Below are 22,612 nucleotides of genomic sequence, written 5' to 3' on the forward strand. Positions count from 1 at the left end.
GATTTATATGGGTAAATGGAGAGGAATCGCTCAAAATGTGTTAGATGGGAAAGAACTATCAGATAAAGAAGCAATGGACGTCCTGGATTGTCCTGATCATGAATTACTTGAACTTGTTAATAGCGCATATACTGTCCGCCATCATTATTATGGCAATAAAGTAAAGCTAAATATGATTATAAATACGAAGTCCGGTATGTGTCCTGAAAATTGTGGTTACTGTTCTCAGTCGAGTATTTCAACTGCTCCAATCGAAAAATACCGAATGATGGACAAGGATGCCATCATAAAAGGTGCTGAGCAAGCACACCAGTTGAATGTAGGAACTTACTGCATTGTAGCAAGTGGTCGAGGGCCAAGCGATCGTGAGCTTGACCAAGTCATTTCTGCAGTTGGAGAGATTAAAGATAAATTTGGATTAAAAATTTGTGCCTGTCTGGGCCTACTAAAACCAGACCAAGCAGCTAAACTAAAAGAAGCTGGTGTCGATCGCTACAATCATAATATTAATACATCTGAGAATCATCACCAATCCATTACCACCTCTCATACATACGAGGATCGTGTCAACACGGTTGAGTTAATAAAAGAACAAGGCATTTCCCCTTGCTCTGGAGTGATTATAGGCATGAAGGAAACGAAACAAGATGTGATCAACATGGCAAGAAGCTTAAAGGTTCTTGATGCAGACTCGATTCCCGTTAACTTTTTACATGCGATAGACGGGACTCCTTTACAAGGAACAAACGAATTAAACCCTAGGTATTGTTTAAAGGTCCTTTGTTTGATGCGTTTCATTAACCCATCAAAGGAAATCCGTATTTCAGGCGGGAGAGAAGTAAATTTAAGAAGTTTACAACCTCTTGGCTTATATGCTGCAAATTCCATTTTCGTTGGCGATTATTTAACAACTGCTGGACAAGAAAGTACTGCTGACCATCAAATGCTTGAAGACCTTGGTTTTGAAATTGATTATGTACAGACTCCTATTCGTGCTTAATAAAAACCGGATGAGCTCATTCAGCTCATCCGGTTTTCTTATGATTCCTTTACTTCTAATGCGGCTTTTATATAATCAAAGAACAGGCGATTTTGATCTGCTAGCTTTAAGATTTCTGCTGGGAGGATGGCGTGCTCTAAAGCCGTCCCATCAATAAATGTAACGATCGTACGGGCAATTAGATTGCTAGGAAACCTGCTCGAAAATTCACCGTTTTTTTGCCCTGCTTCTATTATGTCTTGATAGATTTTCAGCCCATTCTGATAGCGAGTTTCGCCATATGTTCTTCGGTGAGCATTATGCCTGCCTGTGATAAAAAATTCAAGTTTTGATGGCGATAACTCATCCATATCATCGTTTGGAGTTTTACTTTCCCCAAAAATTGACCATAATAACAGATCCCAATAGGAGTCAACCTGTTCGACTAATAACGAAGCCGTGTCTTCTAATTCATCGTTTAAATCCTCTTCTAACAACGCTTCAAAGACAGCCTCTTTATTGGAAAAATATTGATACAGCCCCCCTCTACTCACATTTGCTTCATCCATAATATGCTTCATCGTTGTACGCTCGTAGCCAATTTGAATAAATACCTTTTTAGCAGCAGCTAGAATATTAGCTCGACGTAGTTCTTTGTGCTGCTTGCTCACTCGTGGTGACATCTCTCTTCCCTCTTTCAATTTTATTTCTAAAAACATAACCAATGATCGAAATAACTATTAATAGAACACCTGTCACAATAAAGGTTGGAATCACACCATATATAGTTGCAAGCCACCCACCAATTAAGGGACCAACAATAGTTGCGGTTGTGGTTACACTATTAACCACTCCGAATACACGCCCTGTTAAATGGACGGGAGTGTCCACTTGGACGGTAGCCTGGAAAGGGATAAATACGAGTCCTGCCGATAACCCTGCGGAAAAACCGAGCACAAGACCCCATAATGTCGAAAATGGCAAATCAAGTCCCGCTAGTACGGCCATGAGGCTAAAGCTTGCACCTATTCCGAATACACCCAATAGAATGAGCCTGAACGCATGGTATGTTGTTTTTTTAGCTAGAATCATTCCTGCGAACAGCGTTCCAAGCCCAGCTGCCGTCACGATAAGCCCAAATAAATCCGGAGATGCATGAGATAATTCTCTTATTAATACAATAATTTGGGAGTCAGAGAGCTGTAGAATGAATAGACATACGCCTAACAAAGATAACCCTACTAGTAATAATCGATTTCCCTGAATTCGTTGCATTCCTTCAATAAAATCCTCTTTAAAAGATGACTTCTTGTGAAAATCTTGCCCCTCTACTACTACTTTTGCCATTTTCGGAAGAAACATAATCAATATTGCAGATACGAAAAACGAAGCGGAGTCAATCGTAAAAATGATCTTAGTGCCGAAAACGGTCACAAGTATCCCACTTACTAGAGGACCTAACACTTTAGTCATAGAATCAATCATCGATGAAATGGACATAGCGCTTTTCATTTGTACATCCTTTACTAGTTCCTTTAACATTCCATTCTTAGCAGGAATAAATATGGCGGATAAAAAACCGATGGCAAATAAACAAGCATATACCGCTGAAAGTGAGTTTGCCCATGTTAGTGAGAGGATTAAACAGGCCCTGACAATATCAGAGAAAATCAATAATTGTTTTCGATTAAATCGATCAGCTATTATACCTGCGAAAGGGCCAAACAAAGCCATCGGAATGGTAAGTGAAAGGATGATAAAAGAAACCTCCAATGGTGTTGAATCCCATTTTAACCCAACCAGTGTCATAATCGCTACTATACTTAACCAATCCCCTAACCCCGATATTAATTGGGCAACCATTAAGGTTAAAAAACCCTTATTTTTGAAAATTTGTTCTTTCATCTCTATTCCTCCCTCTAAAACGACAATGGTGTCTTTTTAATAATTATAACGACACTATTGTCGTTTTACAAGCAGAATAAAAAAATAACCTCTACAGAATGACTGTAGAGGCTTTTGAATCTTTAATTATTTTACAAATGCTTCTGTTAAAACAGGAACAATTTGCTTTTTACGAGAAACGACTCCTTTTAAAACCGCTTTATGATCATCAAGCTTGACCCCAAATGCTTGTTCAACTTTGTCTGTTGCTTGTCCTAATGCTATGGCCGTTGAATCGCTTGTTAAGATGTTTGTTACAACAAACACAAATAAATCCAAGTTCTTTTCTTCAATAACCCTTGATAGAGCTAATTCAACTTCGGATTGACGAGAAAGAACATCATTAACATCTACCGCGTTAACCTGTGCCACTTCTACTTTGCTTGAACCCATAGAGAACTCTTTTGAATCAATCGAAATTAACTGTTCTACTGTTTTTTGACTTAAGTCTGCCCCAGCTTTTAACATGGCTAAACCGTACTCTTCTGCATTGACACCTGCAATTTCAGCCAATTCTTTTGCTGCTTGCACATCTTCTTCTGTACATGTAGGTGACTTGAATAATAATGAGTCTGAAATAATTGCTGAAAGCATAAGACCCGCCATGTTTTTATCAATGCTGACATTGTTTTCTTTATAGATCTTCTTTAGAATTGTCGCTGTACAACCTACTGGCTCTGCACGGAAGTATAATGGATATCCCGTTTCAAAGTTTGCAATTCGATGATGATCAATAACCTCTAATATTTGAGCTTGATCGACGTCATCGGCACTTTGTTGGCGCTCATTATGATCGACTAGAATCACTCCAGAAGCTTCGTCAGCCACTTTCTCAATTAATCGGGGTGCTTCTGCTTGAAAATATTCTAATGCGTAGCTTGTTTCCCCATTGATTTCTCCAAGACGAACAGCTTCTGCGGTCATGCCTAGCTTATTTTTCAAGTCTGCGTAAACGATTGCAGAGCAAATTGAATCCGTGTCAGGATTTTTATGTCCAAAAACTAATACTTTTTCCATGTTATGTACTCCTTTTTGCTTCATTGTTAGCGGATCAACTCGAACAAAATCATTTGTCACCAATCCAGTATTGCCTATCAATTGTATAATAAAACACAACTTTTTTGTAGAGCAATGGACTGTAATCTTTAAAAAATTCACTAGTCAAACTTACTAGAAAATATATCCAATGAACTATTACAACCTGTTAGATTTTGTCATATACTATGTGTAAGGATGTAAGGAGCTGATTCGATGGGATGGATATTTTTAGGAATCATTGCTACTCTGTTTGGTATTGGTTTTTTTGTTGATTGGTCCTATAAAAAACGAGGAATTCATGATTTTGATCCAGAAGAAAATGCGAAACATGTTTCTGGTTATGATAAAGCCTATCTCGAAGCCCACAGCAGCCAGGTGAAGGATGATCATAATAACGGTGGCTTTTAGCCTTATATTCTAGAGCCTGTTAACTTTCTCATAAATTTGATTGATCACCACTCCAATGATAGCGCTTCCGAATACATCAGAGGGGTAATGGTGCCCCAGCCAAACTCTTGATACACCGGTCATGGAAGCAAAGATCATCATTACCGTTCCAAGCACCTTATGAACCGAGTACACCGAAGATGATAAGGCAAACATCAATAATGTATGCTTGCTAGGAAATGAAGAGTTCATTTTACTAGGAATAAGAATACCTACTTTTCTCTTTATAAAGGGTCTTGGTTTATAAATAACTAATCGCATCATGACATCACCAATTACTGCAATAATTACTGGAATGGACAATCGTAATAGGCTTTCTTTTTCAAACCGTCTACTAGCCCAAACAAAAAAAGCAATGACAATAGCAAAATAGCGAATCTTATTCGAAAAAAAGATCATAATTGCATCAATTAATGAAACAGTTCCAGACATACGATTTATGAAATGAAATAACGCTCTATCCATCTATGAATACACCTTCTATTCTTATCATAATTTCCTTAATGATTAAAGGAATATTGAGAGCAAAACACTTTAGCTTTTGGTCATAAAAGGAATTTATCCGTAACTAATCATTTTTATGAATATGGATTCAGCGAATATTTGTTAGTAACTGGTCAATGAGGTATATTTAACTATATAACAATACAAAGGTGTGAAATCTTAATGCTACAAATACTTTTTTTAGAAGGTCATCAGGAATTACACGTGGGGTCTCCCCAAACAATCATTTCTGCCTTCATTAAAGGAAAAAGCGCGGAAGTGAACAACAAATTGTATCATTACGACTCTTTAAGCTTAAACACGAAAGAACTAAAAATATATATGAAACCTGCTTAATTCTTGTCCAATAACGAATATTCCTTCATCCATTCATTTTTGTATTCTCTCCTACTGGTCATTTCATTCATCCTCGATTCCATGTCATGAGGATTATTATTCATGTGGATAAAATCCTCTGATAACTGCTCTTCCATGATCGAATGCATGGAAGGTGGATAGGCTTGCGATCGAATGTGTCGTTTGATATTCTTCAAAAAAGCATGATAATTTAACTTCTCACATACCTCAAAAAAGTAACTTACTAATTCATTTCTCATTGTAAAATGAGGATAGGAATATTCGATTAATACAAGGATACAAAACCCCTCTTCTTTTGTCATCACATGCTCCTTCCTTGTCTTCTTCTTACTTTTACCAATTACCCCTTCTCTTATAACGTATAATGACAAATAAAAAAAAGCTTGTGCTAAACAAGCTTTCATAGGTGAGAATATGATATTCGGAGCACATATAGAAGATAATGAACAGGTGATTTCCGTTCCAAGTGCTTGCTTTCCGTGGGACCTCCTTGGCATACGCCTGTAAGGTCTTGCCTGTAACGCTTTTCCCCAGGAGTAAAGTACCTTTCTCTCCAATCACCTTGTTCCGCTTCGATAGTGTCCATATGGTCTACATTTTAACCTAAAGGGTTACCAGTCTCTTGTTTCATCTAATAGTTTGTCAATTTCGATATATGAATTGGCCTGTGGCTGAAAGTCATCGGCAATGTCCATTGTTGCGTCAAGCAGTTGATCAATATCCGTTTGGATTAATCTCATCATAGAGCCTCCTAACCTACGATTAATTTTCTAGTTGTTAAATAAACCGGATGAAGGTGTAAGTTATTAATTCGATTACATAATTCCCTTTTCTCTATTCAATAAACCATTCGGATACTTAAAATTATTTATGGGGGTAATGAATAATTTTGAATGAAGTTCTCTATAACTTTCTTGGTTTAAGAATTCTTATATCTTTTGCAAGCACAACCGAATTGCTGCAAGGCTGTCAAATAACCAATAGGAATCTCGTTTGGAAAACAGCTTAAATGAAAAGAATTACGTAACGAGTTCGATAAAAAACACGATTTAGCTCAAAAAACGTTACGAGCCTTTGTTAAAGACAAAAGAATACTATACCATGATTCTTTTATCACAGCTAGTATTTTATCTTTTCCTTTTATTGTGACCTATTGACTACTGTCCTTGTATTTCTTTTATCCCTTTCCCACTTAAATAAGCATGTGCTGTTTTCATCTTTCCTACTGTATCAAATCCATACTTACTATACACCTTTTCTACAGCTTCGTTTATTGGAAAGACCCATAATTGCTCATATTCAGCCCTTTTTACGTCACGCTGAATAAAAGAGATTAACTCTCCTATTAACCCTTTACCGCGATACTCTTCTAGAGTAGCTACACTCTCTAATCTCGCTTGCTTATCTTTAGTAAAAATACAGGCAGATGAACATGGAATATTGTCGTATTTCAATAAGTAGTGTGTATAGGATGCATGACGAAACTCTAGTGGGAAAGCCTTTTCGCGAACTTCCCTTCCACCGAATTCTTTGATTGAACATTCAATTTCCAATGCTTGCTGAAAATTATTTTCTGTTACATATTCAACCGTAACCCGTTCATTTGTCGAATGGGTTACTTGATGATTCCAAAGCTGCACAGGGCTGATAAATTCTTCTACTTTAAAATGATGAAACTTAAGCTCTTTCAATAAATTGGTTTGCTTTTCAAGGTTATATATGTAGAATCTTGGGATTAGTCCCTTTGATTGATAAAACTCCTTTACAAAGGCAATTATACGTGAAGGATGCTCTACCGCTTTTGTGATATGAGCATGGTTTGCATCATAATAGTTTGGCTGTTCACTATCCACAAATAGACTGCCCCACTCAAGCTCCATGCGCTTACTTAATGATTCTAAATAGACTAACTCCATTTCATGTACTTTTTCGAATGAAACCATATGTATTTTCCCACACTTTCCATTTTGATTACTTACAACTTGTTATTAACTGTTTTCAGTCAAAGTTCACAATTGAATTCTGCATAAATTTTCCTATATTGTAACAGTGCAATTATAGCAAATATTAGCGCAATTGTGATATAATTGATTAACCCATATAAGGAGGAAGCACGATGGCAAAATCAAAAGCTAAGAAGCTACGTGAAAAGATGTCAAGAGAAGGAAAAAGAGATCCCATCGAAAATCGAAGTCCCTTTTCAATGGTAGATTTAAGGACGAGAATGACTAAAACGAAGAAGGATCATATGTACCAATTAAAGCATAAGAACCAGGTTTCCAATGGAGGGAATGATGGTTCTTTTTTTATACAATCGAGTAGAGGAAAAAAGATGATTATTTTCGCCCCACTCACAACTTCTTTTTGGTCTAAAGCCGTAACTAAATTCTCCTTTCCTCACACGTAGTAAGAAACTCTATAAATGGTTTAGCCATCAGCCCCTAATGAATTAATTCCACTATTATGGCTTCTGACTTCTTGCGGCGACCCTTTTTCGACTGTATTTCCGTACATCCTCAAGACCTCCCAGCATTCCTAGCACACAAGAAAAAGAGCGCTATCGCACTCCCTCAGCTTTCACATTATTTCTTAAATCTCATAATAAAAGTGGTTCCTTTCCCGATATCACTTTCCACATCAATGATTCCATTCATACTTTCAATCATACGAAAGACGAGCATTAGACCTAACCCTGTTCCCTTCATCCCTTTCGTCGTATAATAGGGCAATCCTAATTTGCTAATTTGATCTTTCGTCATCCCTAGTCCTTCATCCTGAATGATAATCTTGTCCTCATCTTGAGATGCGTACGTTTCTATGTAAATCTTCCCACCATTTGGCATCGCTTCAATTGAATTTTTGATGATATTCACTAAGCATTGCTGGAATTTCTCTGCTGAGCAGATGAGTGTGAACGTTTGCAAATTGCAATTGATTGTAATGGAATTCATATTTGCTAGCGGCCGCATGACTTCTACTGTTCTGAGAATTTCACGCTCTACATCCCTTGCATCTATATGACTCGTTGAAGGCTTCGCAAATGTTAAGTAATCGGCTATCACTTTTTCCGCTCTTGCTAATTCTTCAAGCGCGATTTGAAAATACTGTTGTTTCTTTTCATGTTCTAGACCTTGATCCTCACGTAGCAATTGAAGCATTCCGCGGGTAGTTGTAAGAGGGTTTCTAACCTCGTGACTAATAGAAGCAGTTAGATGAGATACAACTTCTAGCTTTTCAGCTCGCATCACCCGTTCTCGTAAGAAAGAATATTCACGGAAGTTCTCAATCAGATAAACGAGTAGAAAATTTGAAAAAACAGTAATTAATAAAAAGCCAGCAAATAAAGGGACGCTGAGTTCTAAACCAAAGATCATTTGTGGTGCAAATAGTAAAAGAATCGATAAAAGGGCAGATACAAACGGAACAACCGTCAGCTTTTGACGAAATGAATACTGGTGGAATTTTTTCACAATAAGTAGAGATGCAATTAGCATGAGTGTTGTATTCATTAGAGTCGTAATGATTCCAAGTCCACCAAACAACGAACGATAAACAACGCTAATGACTGCGTAGGTTACAATTGCAACCGGTCCACCATACACACCACCAACAAGCATTGGAACCCCTCTTAAATCAAAGATAAAATCTTCGGTAAGCTTAATTGGAAACGTGATACAGAGAATAATGGCCAAACTATAAAAAAAGGGAACCCATTTTCTCATGCTTTTCCCTAAGTGCTTTAAATAGAAGGGTACGAAACAGCACAAGATTAGAATGAAAAATAAATTCAATAATAAATCTTTAATGATGGAAATAAACTCAATCCCCAACTGAAAGCCTCCATTCTTGGATGTAAGGTTAGTTTGTCTCCCATTCATTTTACTTGAAATCTAGGAGATTATCTTTACTTTTTCAAAGATTGATTCCATTAACAGTATTTTAATTCCTTTTTATTCCAATCGAATGATGAAATACTATTCTTTTCGTTCTAAAGTCATTATAATAGGAGAACAGAAAGTAAATATGGATCTAACAAATGGAGAAACGATGGAAAGAATAAAAGAATTAATTAAACCCGTGTTTAATTTCAGCAAACGTTTATGGAAAAAGTATCACATCACTCAAGCCATCCTATTAATTGGCTTAACATTCGTGTTAATAACAATCCTTTTCTTTGCCTTTATGGCTAGTCAAGCAAATGTAAAATCTTTGAAAGATGGGCTCAGGCAATCTACCATTATCATAGACAAAGATGGAGATGTAGCTACAGAGATTACGACGGACCGAACAGTCGAAATAGATATCGACTCTCTACCTACCTATATGGGTGATGCAGTCGTTGCGATTGAAGATGAACGATTTTACGAGCATAATGGTTTTGACCTAAAGGGCATTACCCGCGCTTTCTTCAAAAATCTATTCGCTGGTAGAATTACAGGTGGAGGAAGCACAATCACGCAGCAATTAACAAAAAACGCATTACTATCTCCTGAGCGATCATATAAGCGAAAAGTCGAGGAACTTTTTTTAGCAGTGGAAATTGAGGATCACTATAAAAAGGACGAAATCCTACAAATGTACTTGAATCAAGTATATTTTGGGAATGGTGCTTGGGGAATAAACCAAGCTGCAAAGAAATATTTTAATAAAAGTATGGAACAAATCACAATTAGTGAAGCTGCATTGCTTGCAGGGTTACTACAAGCACCTTCTGCTTTAAACCCGTATTCTAACTATGATGCGGCAATCAATAGGCGTAATGTTGTCTTAGGTAAAATGAAAGAGCATCACATGATTTCACCTGAGGAATATCAAATCGCCATTGAAGAAAATATTCCCCTTAAAGATGGTGGCGGGAACTCGATCAAACGAGACTACCCTTATTATGTAGATGCTGTACTAGATGAAGCAATTACAAAGTACGGCTTGACCCAGGAAGAAATCTTAACAAGAGGATATCGCATTTTCACAGAAATGGATCAAAACCTTCAATCAGTAATGGAGAATGTCTATGAAAACGATTGGTTATTTCCGAGAGGCAAAAATGGGACCCTCGTGCAAAGCGGTGCTGTGCTACTAGACCCTGCTTCAGGTGGAGCTCGTGCTCTTATAGGCGGACGAGGAGATTATGTATTTAGAGGGTTTAATCGTGCCACACATATTAAAGCTCAGCCTGGTTCGACGATTAAGCCATTAGCCGTGTATACACCCTCTCTCGAAGAAGGCTATTTGGTAACATCTGAGCTACAAGACCAGCTTAAGTCATATGGTGACTATACACCAGAAAACTATTCAAAAACATATAGCGGAGTTGTTCCGATGTATAAGGCGGTCGAACAATCATTAAATGCTCCGGCAGTTTGGTTATTAGATGAAATGGGCATGAACAAGGGGTTAGACGCCTTGAAACGGTTTGGCATTCCATTAGAAGAAGACGATAATCATTTAGGGATTGCTTTAGGAGGGATGAAGAGAGGCGTTTCTCCAATGGAGCTAGCAGAGGCATACGCTACCTTCCCTAATCAAGGGAAAAAAGTAGATAGCCATCTCATTACAAAGATTGTTGGGCCAACTGGTAATATTATTGCTGAAAGAAAGAAGAAAGTATCTAGGGTAACAACAAAAAGTGTCTCCAACAACATGACATCCATGTTATTAAATGTAGTCGAATCAGGGACAGGAAAAGGAACTCAAATACCCGGCATTGAGATTGCTGGAAAAACAGGGTCAACTCAGCTCCCCTACTCCGATTTGAATGGAACGAAAGATCAATGGTTTGTTGGGTACACCCCTAATTTAGTAGGAGCTGTATGGGTTGGCTATGATCAAACAGATCGAGAGCATTATCTATCGACAAGCAGTTCCGAGACAGTAGTGCCTATCTTTAAAGCCCTTTTTGAGGCAACACTCCCATATATGGAGCACGATCCCTTTGATGTCCCATCTGTGAACGCCAAGCTCTCTGGTACGGACAACAAAAAACCGATTCTTACAGAAAAAGCTGTAAAAGAAAAAGCGGAAGAATTCGAAAAAATGATTCAAGAAGAAGCCCCAAAGTGGAAAGAGAAACTAGAGTCGACTTTTGAGAAAATGAAAGAATTAGAAGATCAACTCAAAGACAAAATAGATGAATGGTTAAATAATTAGCATCTCTCAATATTCAAAGATGAAGAAAGAGGATGGGACATAACTAAATGACTCCTTCTCAAACACGAACAATGACTTTTTTTAAAATGTTAGGTTGTAATTACAAGTTCGTTCCACCTGCGCTGCAGACACTCGCTTTCCACGGGGAGGAACCTGAGCCTCCTCGCTGCGCTTTGGTGTCTCAGCCTTTCCTCTATTTCCCTTAAGAGTCGCGTGCCTTTCGCTCCATTCTACTATTTATTAAAAATTTATTTTCCGAACAAACAAAAATAACCGAACTAGTAAAAAGAGATCACTCCTGATCGTTCGGATAGACCATTGACTGAAAACCGTATCTCCCAGCTCTTTTTCTTTAATCTAAAATCAATGCATATGAAAGTACTCACGTTGAATTTCTTCTGATAATAGTTCGGAAACTGGAACAAACCGAATGTTTCTTTTTTTATATTCTGCAGATGCTTGGAGAATGCCTTGAGAGCAAACTTTCCCTGTAACTCCTACGTGACCAATGGCTACCCCGGTCCCTTCCTTATCTACTATATCAGCTAATTCTAGCATTTGCTTTTTCACATGTACCGCTGATGATATGTCATCAAGAAATACATCTCGTCTAATGATTGGAACACCTAATTCTTTAGCGATTTGAGGAAACTTAGATTTGGGACTAGTCCCACTATCGACAATATACATCTTTTTTTCCTTCACCACTTCTACAATTGCACGGACAATCGCTTCGTTTTCTACAGCTAATGACCCCATGTGATTATTTAGGCCAAGTGCATGTGGCACACTTTCGATCGCTTCACGAACCCGTTTTTTTACTTCCTTCGAGGACAAATCCGCTGTAATGGGCTTCGGCCCTAACCATGAGCGCTTTCCTCTCTTTGGTTCCATCGGCAAATGGACCATCACCTCAAACCCGTTCTTATGGGCCCATACGGCATGTTCCTTCGACTTTTCGGTAAAAGGCATAACGGCAGCTGTAATTGGAATATCCCCCTCTAAAAACTCACGAACACCTCCAACACCCCCGCCAAAATCATCAATAATGATGGCCGCTTTTTTATCCTCTGCAGCTTCAGCTGTACCGATTGGTAAGAATACTATTCCAAAAAGGAAGATTTGTAATAATAGAAAAAGCTTTCTCATAGCCTGTTCCTCCATTCGAATACATGTATGTCCTTTACTGTGGCATTGTTCGTAGAATGTTGGTTTTCATACTCCCTTGGACAATTTGATCAATAAAGAAATCATGCATGAGCGTACAATACTCCTCTTCATTAAACATTTTTTTATCCTGTAGCTCCATTTCAGCCAATCCTTCATATGTAGTCAACAGACGAAAGCAATGGTCATTTCCTGTAATCGGCGTTAATATTTCTACTTTTTGATGGTGTTTTTCTGTACGATATTTTTGTATTTTCTTTAGCGTATCAATTGCTTCTTTAAACTTATCTTGCTTGATTTCAAATGTTTGGAGAACCAACACCGCCATACTATTGACACCTCTTTTCAAAATTCCCTCTCGTCTTATGGTGGCAATCTATTCGTTCTTTCATTCATTGAAATCTTCTCAATTATTTCTTGGGAAAGCGCATATATTGACAAGTTCAGCGTGCACCTGTCACATTGTGTTGATTTTGGCAGAAAGATCTTGTATAAATACTTAAACGAGCATAGTTATTTAGTGCCCAATGTGTTGATATGATTAGTTTACGCACCTTTTTCTAAAATAAATAAGACATCAAGTGAAAACCACTTGATGCCCGTTTGTCCTATAAATACAGCCTGCTTATCGCACCCTATTTACTTTGCAAGCTGGAATTTATTTATTAACTCATGTAACTCCACAGATAAATGGTTCAGTGAATCAGCCTTCTGCGAAATCTGTTCGATCGAACTATTGCTTTGATTGAGGGCAGCGGAAACTTCTTCAATACGCCCAGCAGATTCTTGCGTGTTAGAAGATACATGGGCGATGAACTGCTGAACCTTTTCCTTCTCTTCATTGATGATCGTAATGTCTTGTGACATCATATTGATTTTATTAATAATATCCATCACGGCAGCAGTGATTTGTTCGAAGGTTTCCCCAGTTTGATCCATATACCTACTACCTGTCTCTACTTGAACAAACCCTTCCTCTAAGGAGCTTGAAATCAGTTCTGAGCCATTATGAATGCCGCCAACGATTTCTTGAATATCCTTAATTGAGGATGTAACCTGTTCAGCAAGTTTTCTTACTTCGTCTGCTACAACAGCAAAGCCTCTGCCATTTTCGCCAGCACGAGCTGCTTCAATCGCTGCGTTTAAGGCAAGCAAATTGGTTTGTTCAGCAATTTCCTGAATCACTCGAACCAATTCACGAATTTGATCTGATTGGCTTTTAAAATGATTCACCTGAGTGACTGCATGATCGACCATCTGGTGAATCTTCCCCATCTGATCTACTGACTGATTCATTAGCTGCTTTCCTTTTGCAGTTAGCTGTATACAATTGTTGGCAGCCGTTGATATACGATTCCCATCTTCATTCACAATCGTAATTTTTTCACCAAAGGTATTCATCGTTTGGGATAAGTCAGTTGCTGATGTTGCCTGTGAATCAGCACCGCTAGACAGCTCATCCATCGATTCTGCGATTTGATTACTTCCCAATTGGATTTCGTCTGAAGATTGGTTTATGTAGGCAGATTGATTTTGGACTGTATTGGAAAGTGACGTGATATTCTTTAACATCCGTTCAAGATTGGATTGAGTATCCATAACAGCTGTGGCAAGCTGTCCAAATTCATCTTTACTTATCTTACAGGAAACTGTATTTGTTAAATTTCCACTAGCTATTTCTTTCATTACACTAGTAACTTCCATCAATGGCTTAGAGAATCCCTTGCTAATAAACCAAGCAACGACGAATACGAGGGAAAGTGAAACCATTCCAACTAGGAGTATCCAAAACCGAATGTCATTTTTCAGACTACTAATGATAGTAGTGTCTTGTGTTAGTTCCATCAGTCCAATTACATCGGACCCTGTTGGATCTAGTAATGGCATGTAGGTTGCCGTTGATCGTCTTTTCTCAACGTTCAGTTCTTCCCCTTTACTTAGTTGTTGCAGTACATATTCGTCATTCAGCTGCCTGCCAATATTAGTAGCACTTGAAGAAACTAAAGTTTCTCCTTCAATATTCATCATATTGAGCTCGATTCCATGAAGAGAACTTGCGATTGATGCAACCACTTCTTCACTTAAACCTGTCTGAAGAGTACCGATTACCTGATCTTCGACAATCAGAGGTACAAAAGCACGAACCGTTAGTCCGCTATTTCCAAATTCAAACCCTGAAGTCTCAATACCTGCAAGTGCCTTTTGGATGGCCGGTTTCTCGCTTTTGTCATCCCCATATTTTTCAGGATTGTGACCTCGATAGACAACCACTCCGTTTGCATCTCCAAACTCCAACACATTCAGCTTGTGTTCTTGCTGAAGTCTATTAAATATTTTTTCCGACTCTATCGCTAATGAAGTTCGATCTTGTTGAAAAGCTGTAAGCAATTCTTCATTTTCCGCATAAAGTTTACTAATTTCAAGAAGTTTGGCTGATGTCTTCTCTAATTCTCCTTGGATAGAAAGTTTAGTTGATTGTTGTTTTTCCTGAAGAATTTCATCAAATCCCTGCTGAAACTTGTTATTAATTATGAGGCTAATAATAATGATGGGCAAAATGGAAACAAGCACAAATGTAATAAAAAGCTTAGATCTAATGGAGTAAAATAATTTCAATGTTAGTTCCCCTTTACTATTAAAAATTACCTATTATCACCATCATAATAGTACAATTTATCCTATCATTCGACAACCATATTTCTGATTTTTTACAGTACCCATTTATTGTATAAAAGAATCAATAGGCAAACAATTATACAAGGAGCCTATTATATGTAAGCTTCCATACTATCAGTCTACCAATTCTAAACGACTTCTATAATGGCTTCCCTTTGAATGCAGATGATTCATTTTTATGTATCTTCTCTTTCCGTGCCTCCATTTATTCATCACTTTAATAATGATAAATGTCCCACCAGCTTTTTTGCCTCCTCTTTTTCCATTGGAGGAAGAGCTACAACTGTTAAGCTTCCAGAAGGTATTTCTGTTTTTCCTGCATCTAAAATATAGATAAAACCTGCTTCTTTTAGCTTGATTAGATTTGCTTCTTTCGCTTTTAAGACAATTTTCGTTTGACCCATCTCCAACCATTCTTTAAATGTCAGCTCTTTCATATAGGTTAACGCTGAAACAGTAGCGGCGTGTGCAACTTGGGCAGCTACTTTCCCCGTGGACATCTTTAAGTCTGAGTTTACGATAAAATATTGAACAAGCATAACTATCCCTCCGTATCCTGAAGATTAATCCTTATCTGCTAGTTGATCAATGAGTTTTTCGGCAACTCTTCGATACATATGACTCATATTTACAAACGAAGAAATAAGCAAAATATATTCAAGCTCAGGATCCATGTCGGAACGATTCTTCATTTCTTCTACTTTCTTCTCTACTTCTTCAGTAAAATGGGCTTGGTTGTCATCCATTATGTTTAAATAGCTCTGGTAAAACTGTTCTAGGTCGAGCGTCTCTTCAAGAAGCCTACCGTTAATTCCTGATAAGGTTTCTTTTATATCATTAATCGAGAGAACACCTTTTAATTGATAAATTAAACTAATCAATATGAGGTGCTCCTTTGAATATTTTTTATTTTTTATTGGGATGAGTAATTTTCCCTTTGCATAATTATTAATCATCGTTTTCGTCAGAACTTTATCATCTTCGCTTCTTTTCCAACTACTGAATTTATTTTCGAATAGTTGGATGATTTGATCCATGTATAAGTCAATTTGCGGAATTTCTTCTAAAGAAATTTGCTTCTCAAGCTCTAGTTCTTCTATTAGCTGCGCCATTTTATCCATAATAAATACCTCAAGTTTTTTCATTCATTTTACGAAAAAAAATAGTAGATGTAAACAGTTGACTACATCACGAAATGGTAATATGATTATAAGTAGTTATTAAAACTACATAAAATTGTTAGGGGGACTACTTAATATGACATCTTATATCCGAGAGCCTATTAATGGACTTACTCATCTATTCGGTGCCATTTTGGCATTTGTTGGATTATTGGCAATGGTGATTAAAGCTTCTGTAACGACAGCTTCAGCTATTACAATTGCGTCAGTTATTATTTTTGGATTAAGTATGATTTTGCTCTATACTGCATCCGCCACTTACCATATGGTAATGGCAAAAGATAAAGTGATTGCTTTTTTAAGAAAGTTAGACCATTCGATGATTTTTGTTTTAATAGCCGGTTCCTATACACCGTTTTGTCTGGTTTCCTTGAACGGTGCGACTGGTTGGGTTATCTATTCGATCGTTGCTGGACTTGCAATTTTAGGCGTATTATTTAAGATGGTATGGTTCAATTGTCCAAGATGGCTGTCAACTGCATTGTATATTGGGATGGGCTGGATTATTGTATTTGCTTTTTCTCCATTATCGTCTGCTTTAAGTGCGCCGGGTATTTTCTGGTTAGTGGCTGGTGGGGTTATGTATACGATTGGTGGCGTGATTTACGCTACTAAACCAAAATTCTTAGAATTTACCCATGTTGGATTCCACGAAATCTTTCACATTTTTATCATGCTCGGAAGCCTTGCCCATTTCCTATCCGTGTTTCTTTATGTGATCTAAGCACAGAAAAAAAAAGGAGGCGCAATCATTTTGCGTCTCCTTGCTTGTTATATCGCTGATTTTCGCTCCAGGTGCTTGCTTTCCGGGGGGCGTGCGCCAAGCTTCCTCGTCTGTCACACGAATCCCCCATGGGGGTTAAACACCTTCCACTTCCTTTGGCTTGTTAATCTATTACATCGAATGACATTCTTAGCCATTAGCTTAAGGCCATACAAGCTTCAAGAAGCTTCTCCTTATTTCTCTGCCCATGGCTGCACTAGTTGGTTGTAGTTGATTTGATCGATAACGTTGAATTCTGTAAAAATATCCTCAATCAGTAAGGACGGGAGCTCGATTTCAGGGAGCCCTTTCGATAAAAGCGCATCTGAAATATGGTTAAACAGCTCCTCTCCATATCCAAGCTTCTGGCTATTTAACATATGGAAGGTCTCTTCATCTCTTCTAATAATATAATCTAGCAATGAATCCATATATTCTTTGTCAATCATCTCCAAATAATGAAACAAAACCAAAGCCCCTCTCCTTTGATGCTTAACGGAGAACGAGAAATTTGTCGTTAACAAACCAGTGGTTTCAACTTGGCAATTTCTCTCTGGTGAATGATATTCCACTCTGATTTCGTATAATATCTCTTGTTCATTCCATGGGTTTACTACCTTTGCGTGAATGAAATAGTGTTGATTTTCATAGTCATATTTTTCTTGATGCTTTAGAGGGAATGAAACCCCTTCTAATAAAACCAATAGACGGTCCATACATTGATCATATATATCCATAAATACAGCTCCACTCCATAAGATTCCTATGTATTATTTTAATTGCATCGCGTTGAATTAGCAAAGCTGACGGCCTTGCATGACTAAACAATATATGTGAGCTTCTGAAAAATTAGAAACAGTAGGAAAATTCATTGCGCCATGTGGCAAGCTCTATTTGGAAGTGTTAGCGAAAAAAGGTTAGTCGACGAGGCGGCTAACCTTTTTCAATTTTATACCCCTCGTTTATTCCCCCATAGATACGTATGGAGCTGAGGGAGCACCTTCACATGATTAAATTTCGAATCTTCTATTACCTTGTCTATCAGCCATTCATATCGAGATAGTAGTGACTCTAGAAGCTGTTGTTGATTTTCTGTAACTAGATCGTTATTTCCAACCTGTAAAAAGAATGGAATATCTTCATAGCGTTGATGTACTTTCTTAGCATAGTCATAGTCAGCCTCATCGAAAACAACTACTTTTAAGCTAACATGCCCATTACTTGAACGAAGTTTTTCTATGATTTCATCCAGAATAGAAAAATTTGTCTCCATGTTTGAACTAGGAGGCTTAGGTGAAATGGTGAGCTCATCGATATCGTAAAACCAATCTTGCCATTTGCTCCCTTGTGTTTCCAGCCCGATTTGAACATGATTCTTTTTTAATCTATGGATAAGGTCTGTTAAACCTTTAAGAAGCGCCGGGTTCCCTCCAGAAATGGTCACAAATGAGAATCGATCTCCTCCTATTCGGCAGAGTTCAGTCCAAACCTCGTCTCCGGTCATTTGTTTAATCAAGTTTTTCCCTGATCCATCCCACGTAAAGGAGGAATCACACCATGCGCAGGAATAATCGCAACCAGCAGTGCGGACGAACATCGTTTTCTGTCCAATTACCATTCCTTCACCTTGAATGGTCGGGCCGAAAATCTCCATAACGGGTATTTTACTCAACTTCCATCCACTCCCGTCTTGCTTCAGCATAGCTAGTTGGTGTTTCATAGAGTTTAACAAACTCAACCCTAGCACCATCATATCGTTTTTTTTTAGAATCACTACGTAATGCCTCGGCCATTTTTTCGTAAATCCAAACGACCATATTTTCGGCAGTTGTATTCATTGGAGGCAATGTTTCATTAATGTATCTATGATCAAGATGAATCTCAATATCATTCTTCCATATTTCTTTAATATCACCAAAGTCCATCATGAGCCCTCGATCATCGACAAACCCACTAATCCCAAAAATGACCTTGTACGTATGCCCATGAAGGTTTTTACATTTCCCTTCATAGTTGTGTAAATGATGAGCTGCATCAAAGGTAAATTCTTTACTAACAAGTACTCGCTTATGATGATATTTGAGCTGATCACTGCGAATATCCTCATGTATCTTTTGAAGTTTTTCCACAATTCGAAAACCGTACATGGCTAAAACTCCCTTCTATCTTGAAGATATTCTTGTAATCCTCTTTTACGTAACACACATGCCGGGCACTCCCCACAGCCATCTGCAATGATCCCATTATAGCAAGTTAATGTTTTTTCACGGACAAAAAGAAAGGCATCTAATTCATCTGCAAGCTTCCAGGTTTCTGCCTTATTTAACCACATCAATGGAGTGTGAATAACAAATTGCTGATCCATTGATAAATTTAAAGTGACATTTAATGATTTGATAAAAACATCACGACAATCAGGATACCCGCTAAAGTCGGTCTCACACACACCTGTAACGATATGCTTTGCACCAATTTGCTTGGCAAGAACACCAGCAAAGGACATGAATAGCAAATTCCTTCCAGGAACAAAGGTAGATGGTAGTTCACCTTCTTCTCCTTCTGTTACTTCCAAATCTAATCTTGTAAGGGCGTTCGGGGCAAGCTGGTTCAACAACGACATATCTAAAATATGGTGTTCAATGTGTAGCTCATTTGCAATTTGCTTTGCACATTCGATTTCCGTTTGATGTCTTTGGTTGTAATCGAATGTAACGGCAACTACTTCCTTAAATTGCTTTAAAGCCCAGAATAAGCAGGTTGTGCTATCCTGTCCACCGCTAAAGACGACAATCGCTTTGTCATTTTTCATCTGTCATTCTCCTTTAATCAAAGAAAACAGCACCACTAAGAAAGCAGTCCTGTTTTCCTTAGTTTTTTTGAGAGGGTAGCTAGAACCTCTACCGCTTTTAGGCGGATTTATATTTAGCTATTGATCTGATACAAAGGCTATTTTAGCATAAAACCACGAATTGTGTGCTGATTTTTCACAGGGAATGTTTGACTTTCAGCTTTTGTCAATATTCTATTAAGTTCGCAACCATTAAACATTACATACAGGAGGAACATTCATGAAAATGAATATCTCGAAAAGTTTGGAATGGATATTAACGGTTTCCTACAATTCTTGCCACATTATTTCACCATTTATGTCGATTGAGAAGATGATACGTTAATTTAGACAACTGATGTACGGTTATTGGATCCGCAGCACCTGTTTAAATCGAACTATATTCATACTGATTTTATCCTCGTACGGGAAGAAAGCATCTTACATTCGTTCGATCTACCCATTGCTGATTTCTCGATGATTCGTAAGGAGAGTGGAATCAAATAGAAAGAAGCCATCACCCCTGCCATTGGAATGATGGCTTCTTTCTATTTATACCATTACTTTACACATATCATTGGTAAATTCAACTGGATCTTGAATTGGCAATCCTTCGATTAACAATGCTTGGTTATAGAGAAGATTTGTATATAATGCTAGCTTCTCTTTATCATGAGTAAATGCATTTTTTAATGATTGAAACACCTGATGATTCGGGTTGATTTCAAGTAATTTTTCTGCTTTGACCTCTTGGTTATTTGGCATTGCAGCAAGAACTTTCTCCATCTCTATGGAGACTTCTCCATCCGTTGACAAGCAAACTGGATGTGATTTTAATCTTTTAGAAATCTTCACATCCTTCACTTTACCTGCAAGAAGGTCTTTCATCTCTTTGAACAGATCTTTATTTTCTTCCTCTGCTTCGGCTGTTTGACTCTGCTTTTCATCTTCTTCAAAGCCAAGATCCCCACTAGAAACCGATTTAAATTCCTTTTCATTGTAATTCATGAGCATCTTAATCGCGAATTCATCGATATCTTCAATTAGATAAAGAATTTCAAAGCCTTTGTCGAGTACAAGCTCGGTTTGTGGAAGCTTTTCAATTCGTTCAATTGACTCACCTGTCGCATAATAGATATACTTCTGGTCTTCTGCCATCCGAGATACATATTCAGCTAGCGTGACGGACTTCTTTTCTTTTGAAGAGTAGAACATGATTAAGTCCTTTAGGTCTTCTTTATTCGCACCAAAATCACTGTATACACCATATTTCAGCTGACGACCGAATGACTGATAGAACGTTTCATATTTGTCACGATCATTCTTCTGCAAGCTTTGAAGTTCATTTTTAATTTTTTTCTGCAGATTTTTGGCGATTAATTTTAACTGACGATCCTGCTGGAGGATTTCTCTTGAAATATTTAATGATAAGTCCTCAGAGTCTACCATTCCTTTTACAAAACTAAAATGGTCTGGTAGGAGCTCGGCGCATTTGTTCATTATTAGTACACCATTGGAATATAGCTCGAGCCCTTTTTCAAATTCCTTCGAGTAGTAGTCAAACGGAATGCTTTCTGGAATATATAATATCGCTTGATAACGGATTGCCCCATCTACACTTGTATGAATATACTTAATTGGCTGATCAAATCCGTAGTGCTTTTCTGCATAGAAGTTGTGATAGTCTTCATCCGTTAATTCATTTTTGTTTTTTCTCCAAATGGGAATCATGCTGTTAATCGTTTGCTCTTCAATCGTTTCCTCGAATGTATTTTCATCACCTTCAATTTGCTTTCTAGTGGATACATCCAGTTTTATTGGATAGCGAATAAAGTCTGAGTACTTTTTAACGATTTGTTTTAATCTATATTCTTCTAGGAATTCATCGTATGATTCGTCCTCTTGATTTTCTTTCAGCTTTAAAATAATCTCCGTTCCAATCGATGCTTTCTCAACCGGTTCAATCGTATACCCTTCTGCGCCTGTAGACTCCCACTTATACGCCTCATTGCTTCCAAGTGCTTTACTGATTACTGTTACAACATCCGCTACCATAAAGGAGGAATAGAAGCCTACACCAAACTGACCAATGATCGTATGACCATCTTTGGTCTCATTCTCATTTTTAAAAGCAAGAGAACCACTTTTAGCAATCGTCCCCAAATTGGTTTCCAGCTCTTCCTTTGTCATACCGATACCAGTATCAATAATCGTTAATGTTCGGTCTTCCTTATTAGCAACGAGCTTTATGTAATAATCTTCTTGATTAAATACAATGTCTTCATTTGTTAAGGCATGATAATAAATTTTGTCAATGGCATCACTTGAATTAGAAATGATTTCTCGTAAGAAAATTTCCTTCTGTGAATAAATAGAATGAATCATCATATCAAGCAATCGTTTAGATTCCGCTTGAAACTGTTTTTTTTCCATACAAATAGCTCCTCCCTAAAATACAAGATTCCATTTAATTTTAGCACTCATTGACTCAGAGTGCTAATCACTATTTTAATAACATACATTTTTAACTGTTGTCAATTATTTAGTCAACGAATGCTAGTTTTCCACATCATTTTTGGTTT

The 22,612-nt window shown here is 37.6% G+C and carries 23 protein-coding genes and 1 riboswitch; of the genes, 5 read left to right on the plus strand and 18 right to left on the minus strand.

The features are described from left to right. Nucleotides 1-7 precede the first annotated feature (7 nt). Nucleotides 8-1,000, plus strand: a complete 993-nt coding sequence (gene bioB / locus LS684_RS11620) for a biotin synthase BioB (protein ID WP_284701558.1) — start codon at nt 8-10, stop codon at nt 998-1,000. A 38-nt stretch (nt 1,001-1,038) separates the two neighbouring features. On the opposite strand, the gene LS684_RS11625 is transcribed toward bioB, so the two are convergent. The 3 genes from LS684_RS11625 to LS684_RS11635 all read right to left on the minus strand — a co-directional run bounded on the left by LS684_RS11625 (nt 1,039) and on the right by LS684_RS11635 (nt 3,940). Beyond that, nucleotides 1,039-1,662 carry a TetR/AcrR family transcriptional regulator gene (locus LS684_RS11625; RefSeq protein ID WP_233806155.1) on the minus strand — a complete coding sequence of 208 codons (624 nt, stop codon included), beginning with the start codon at nt 1,660-1,662 and terminating at the stop codon, nt 1,039-1,041. Beyond that, nucleotides 1,616-2,884, minus strand: coding sequence for an MFS transporter (locus tag LS684_RS11630; RefSeq protein ID WP_233806156.1), 1,269 nt, complete (start codon nt 2,882-2,884; stop codon nt 1,616-1,618). The genes LS684_RS11625 and LS684_RS11630 overlap by 47 nt, the downstream gene beginning before the upstream one ends. A 126-nt stretch (nt 2,885-3,010) precedes the next feature. Further along, complete coding sequence (locus tag LS684_RS11635; RefSeq protein ID WP_233806158.1) at nt 3,011-3,940, minus strand: manganese-dependent inorganic pyrophosphatase; 930 nt, start codon at nt 3,938-3,940, stop codon at nt 3,011-3,013. A 234-nt stretch (nt 3,941-4,174) separates the two neighbouring features. Between LS684_RS11635 and LS684_RS11640 the strand changes: the two genes are divergently transcribed. After that, nucleotides 4,175-4,369, plus strand: coding sequence for a hypothetical protein (locus LS684_RS11640; protein WP_233806160.1), 195 nt, complete (start codon nt 4,175-4,177; stop codon nt 4,367-4,369). A gap of 9 nt (nt 4,370-4,378) precedes the next feature. On the opposite strand, the gene LS684_RS11645 is transcribed toward LS684_RS11640, so the two are convergent. The 4 genes from LS684_RS11645 to LS684_RS11655 all read right to left on the minus strand — a co-directional run bounded on the left by LS684_RS11645 (nt 4,379) and on the right by LS684_RS11655 (nt 7,212). Further along, complete coding sequence (locus LS684_RS11645) at nt 4,379-4,873, minus strand: phosphatase PAP2 family protein (protein ID WP_233806161.1); 495 nt, start codon at nt 4,871-4,873, stop codon at nt 4,379-4,381. A 371-nt stretch (nt 4,874-5,244) separates the two neighbouring features. Next, a complete protein-coding gene (locus LS684_RS11650) occupies nt 5,245-5,571 on the minus strand; it encodes a replicative helicase loader/inhibitor (RefSeq protein WP_233806162.1) in 327 nt (108 codons plus the stop codon). Between the two features lie 309 nt (nt 5,572-5,880). Continuing rightward, the gene (locus tag LS684_RS24115) at nt 5,881-6,012 is read right to left on the minus strand and encodes a hypothetical protein (protein ID WP_267930212.1); all 132 of its coding nucleotides are present in this window, start codon (nt 6,010-6,012) and stop codon (nt 5,881-5,883) included. 414 nt (nt 6,013-6,426) lie between these two features. Next, on the minus strand, nt 6,427-7,212 hold the full coding sequence (locus LS684_RS11655) for a GNAT family N-acetyltransferase (protein WP_233806163.1): 786 nt from the start codon (nt 7,210-7,212) through the stop codon (nt 6,427-6,429). Between the two features lie 173 nt (nt 7,213-7,385). Between LS684_RS11655 and LS684_RS11660 the strand changes: the two genes are divergently transcribed. Continuing rightward, entirely contained in the window at nt 7,386-7,676 is a 291-nt protein-coding gene (locus tag LS684_RS11660; protein ID WP_233806164.1) for a hypothetical protein, read from the plus strand. Nucleotides 7,677-7,851: 175 nt separating this feature from the next. Here LS684_RS11660 and LS684_RS11665 read toward each other — a convergent pair whose 3' ends face one another. Next, the gene (locus LS684_RS11665; RefSeq protein ID WP_233806165.1) at nt 7,852-9,099 is read right to left on the minus strand and encodes an ATP-binding protein; all 1,248 of its coding nucleotides are present in this window, start codon (nt 9,097-9,099) and stop codon (nt 7,852-7,854) included. 217 nt (nt 9,100-9,316) lie between these two features. Here LS684_RS11665 and LS684_RS11670 point away from each other — a divergent pair, with 217 nt between their 5' ends. Next, nucleotides 9,317-11,416 carry a transglycosylase domain-containing protein gene (locus LS684_RS11670; protein ID WP_233811629.1) on the plus strand — a complete coding sequence of 700 codons (2,100 nt, stop codon included), beginning with the start codon at nt 9,317-9,319 and terminating at the stop codon, nt 11,414-11,416. A 363-nt stretch (nt 11,417-11,779) separates the two neighbouring features. Here the strand turns inward: LS684_RS11670 and LS684_RS11675 are convergent, their stop codons facing one another. The 5 genes from LS684_RS11675 to LS684_RS11695 all read right to left on the minus strand — a co-directional run bounded on the left by LS684_RS11675 (nt 11,780) and on the right by LS684_RS11695 (nt 16,380). Continuing rightward, entirely contained in the window at nt 11,780-12,565 is a 786-nt protein-coding gene (locus LS684_RS11675) for a divergent polysaccharide deacetylase family protein (RefSeq protein WP_233806166.1), read from the minus strand. 34 nt (nt 12,566-12,599) lie between these two features. After that, entirely contained in the window at nt 12,600-12,932 is a 333-nt protein-coding gene (locus tag LS684_RS11680) for a hypothetical protein (protein WP_349293052.1), read from the minus strand. Nucleotides 12,933-13,222: 290 nt separating this feature from the next. Then, complete coding sequence (locus LS684_RS11685) at nt 13,223-15,199, minus strand: methyl-accepting chemotaxis protein (RefSeq protein ID WP_233806169.1); 1,977 nt, start codon at nt 15,197-15,199, stop codon at nt 13,223-13,225. A gap of 272 nt (nt 15,200-15,471) precedes the next feature. Then, nucleotides 15,472-15,798 (minus strand): aminoacyl-tRNA hydrolase, encoded by a 327-nt coding sequence (locus tag LS684_RS11690; RefSeq protein ID WP_233806171.1) that lies wholly within the window; start codon nt 15,796-15,798, stop codon nt 15,472-15,474. Between the two features lie 24 nt (nt 15,799-15,822). Continuing rightward, nucleotides 15,823-16,380, minus strand: coding sequence for a DUF1836 domain-containing protein (locus tag LS684_RS11695; RefSeq protein ID WP_233806173.1), 558 nt, complete (start codon nt 16,378-16,380; stop codon nt 15,823-15,825). Nucleotides 16,381-16,516: 136 nt separating this feature from the next. Between LS684_RS11695 and trhA the strand changes: the two genes are divergently transcribed. Further along, nucleotides 16,517-17,164 carry a PAQR family membrane homeostasis protein TrhA gene (gene trhA / locus LS684_RS11700; protein WP_233806175.1) on the plus strand — a complete coding sequence of 216 codons (648 nt, stop codon included), beginning with the start codon at nt 16,517-16,519 and terminating at the stop codon, nt 17,162-17,164. A gap of 233 nt (nt 17,165-17,397) precedes the next feature. Here trhA and LS684_RS11705 read toward each other — a convergent pair whose 3' ends face one another. The 5 genes from LS684_RS11705 to htpG all read right to left on the minus strand — a co-directional run bounded on the left by LS684_RS11705 (nt 17,398) and on the right by htpG (nt 22,463). Then, a complete protein-coding gene (locus tag LS684_RS11705; protein WP_233806176.1) occupies nt 17,398-17,940 on the minus strand; it encodes a hypothetical protein in 543 nt (180 codons plus the stop codon). 212 nt (nt 17,941-18,152) lie between these two features. After that, the gene (gene queE / locus LS684_RS11710) at nt 18,153-18,875 is read right to left on the minus strand and encodes a 7-carboxy-7-deazaguanine synthase QueE (RefSeq protein WP_233806178.1); all 723 of its coding nucleotides are present in this window, start codon (nt 18,873-18,875) and stop codon (nt 18,153-18,155) included. After that, nucleotides 18,868-19,350, minus strand: coding sequence for a 6-carboxytetrahydropterin synthase QueD (gene queD, locus LS684_RS11715; RefSeq protein ID WP_233806180.1), 483 nt, complete (start codon nt 19,348-19,350; stop codon nt 18,868-18,870). The genes queE and queD overlap by 8 nt, the downstream gene beginning before the upstream one ends. A 2-nt stretch (nt 19,351-19,352) precedes the next feature. Next, a complete protein-coding gene (queC, locus tag LS684_RS11720; RefSeq protein ID WP_233806183.1) occupies nt 19,353-20,012 on the minus strand; it encodes a 7-cyano-7-deazaguanine synthase QueC in 660 nt (219 codons plus the stop codon). Nucleotides 20,013-20,064: 52 nt separating this feature from the next. Further along, a riboswitch (PreQ1 riboswitch) is annotated at nt 20,065-20,107 on the minus strand. Between the two features lie 475 nt (nt 20,108-20,582). Next, nucleotides 20,583-22,463 carry a molecular chaperone HtpG gene (htpG, locus tag LS684_RS11725; RefSeq protein WP_233806185.1) on the minus strand — a complete coding sequence of 627 codons (1,881 nt, stop codon included), beginning with the start codon at nt 22,461-22,463 and terminating at the stop codon, nt 20,583-20,585. Nucleotides 22,464-22,612 lie beyond the last annotated feature (149 nt).

The sequence above is a fragment of the Cytobacillus spongiae genome (genome assembly GCF_021390075.1).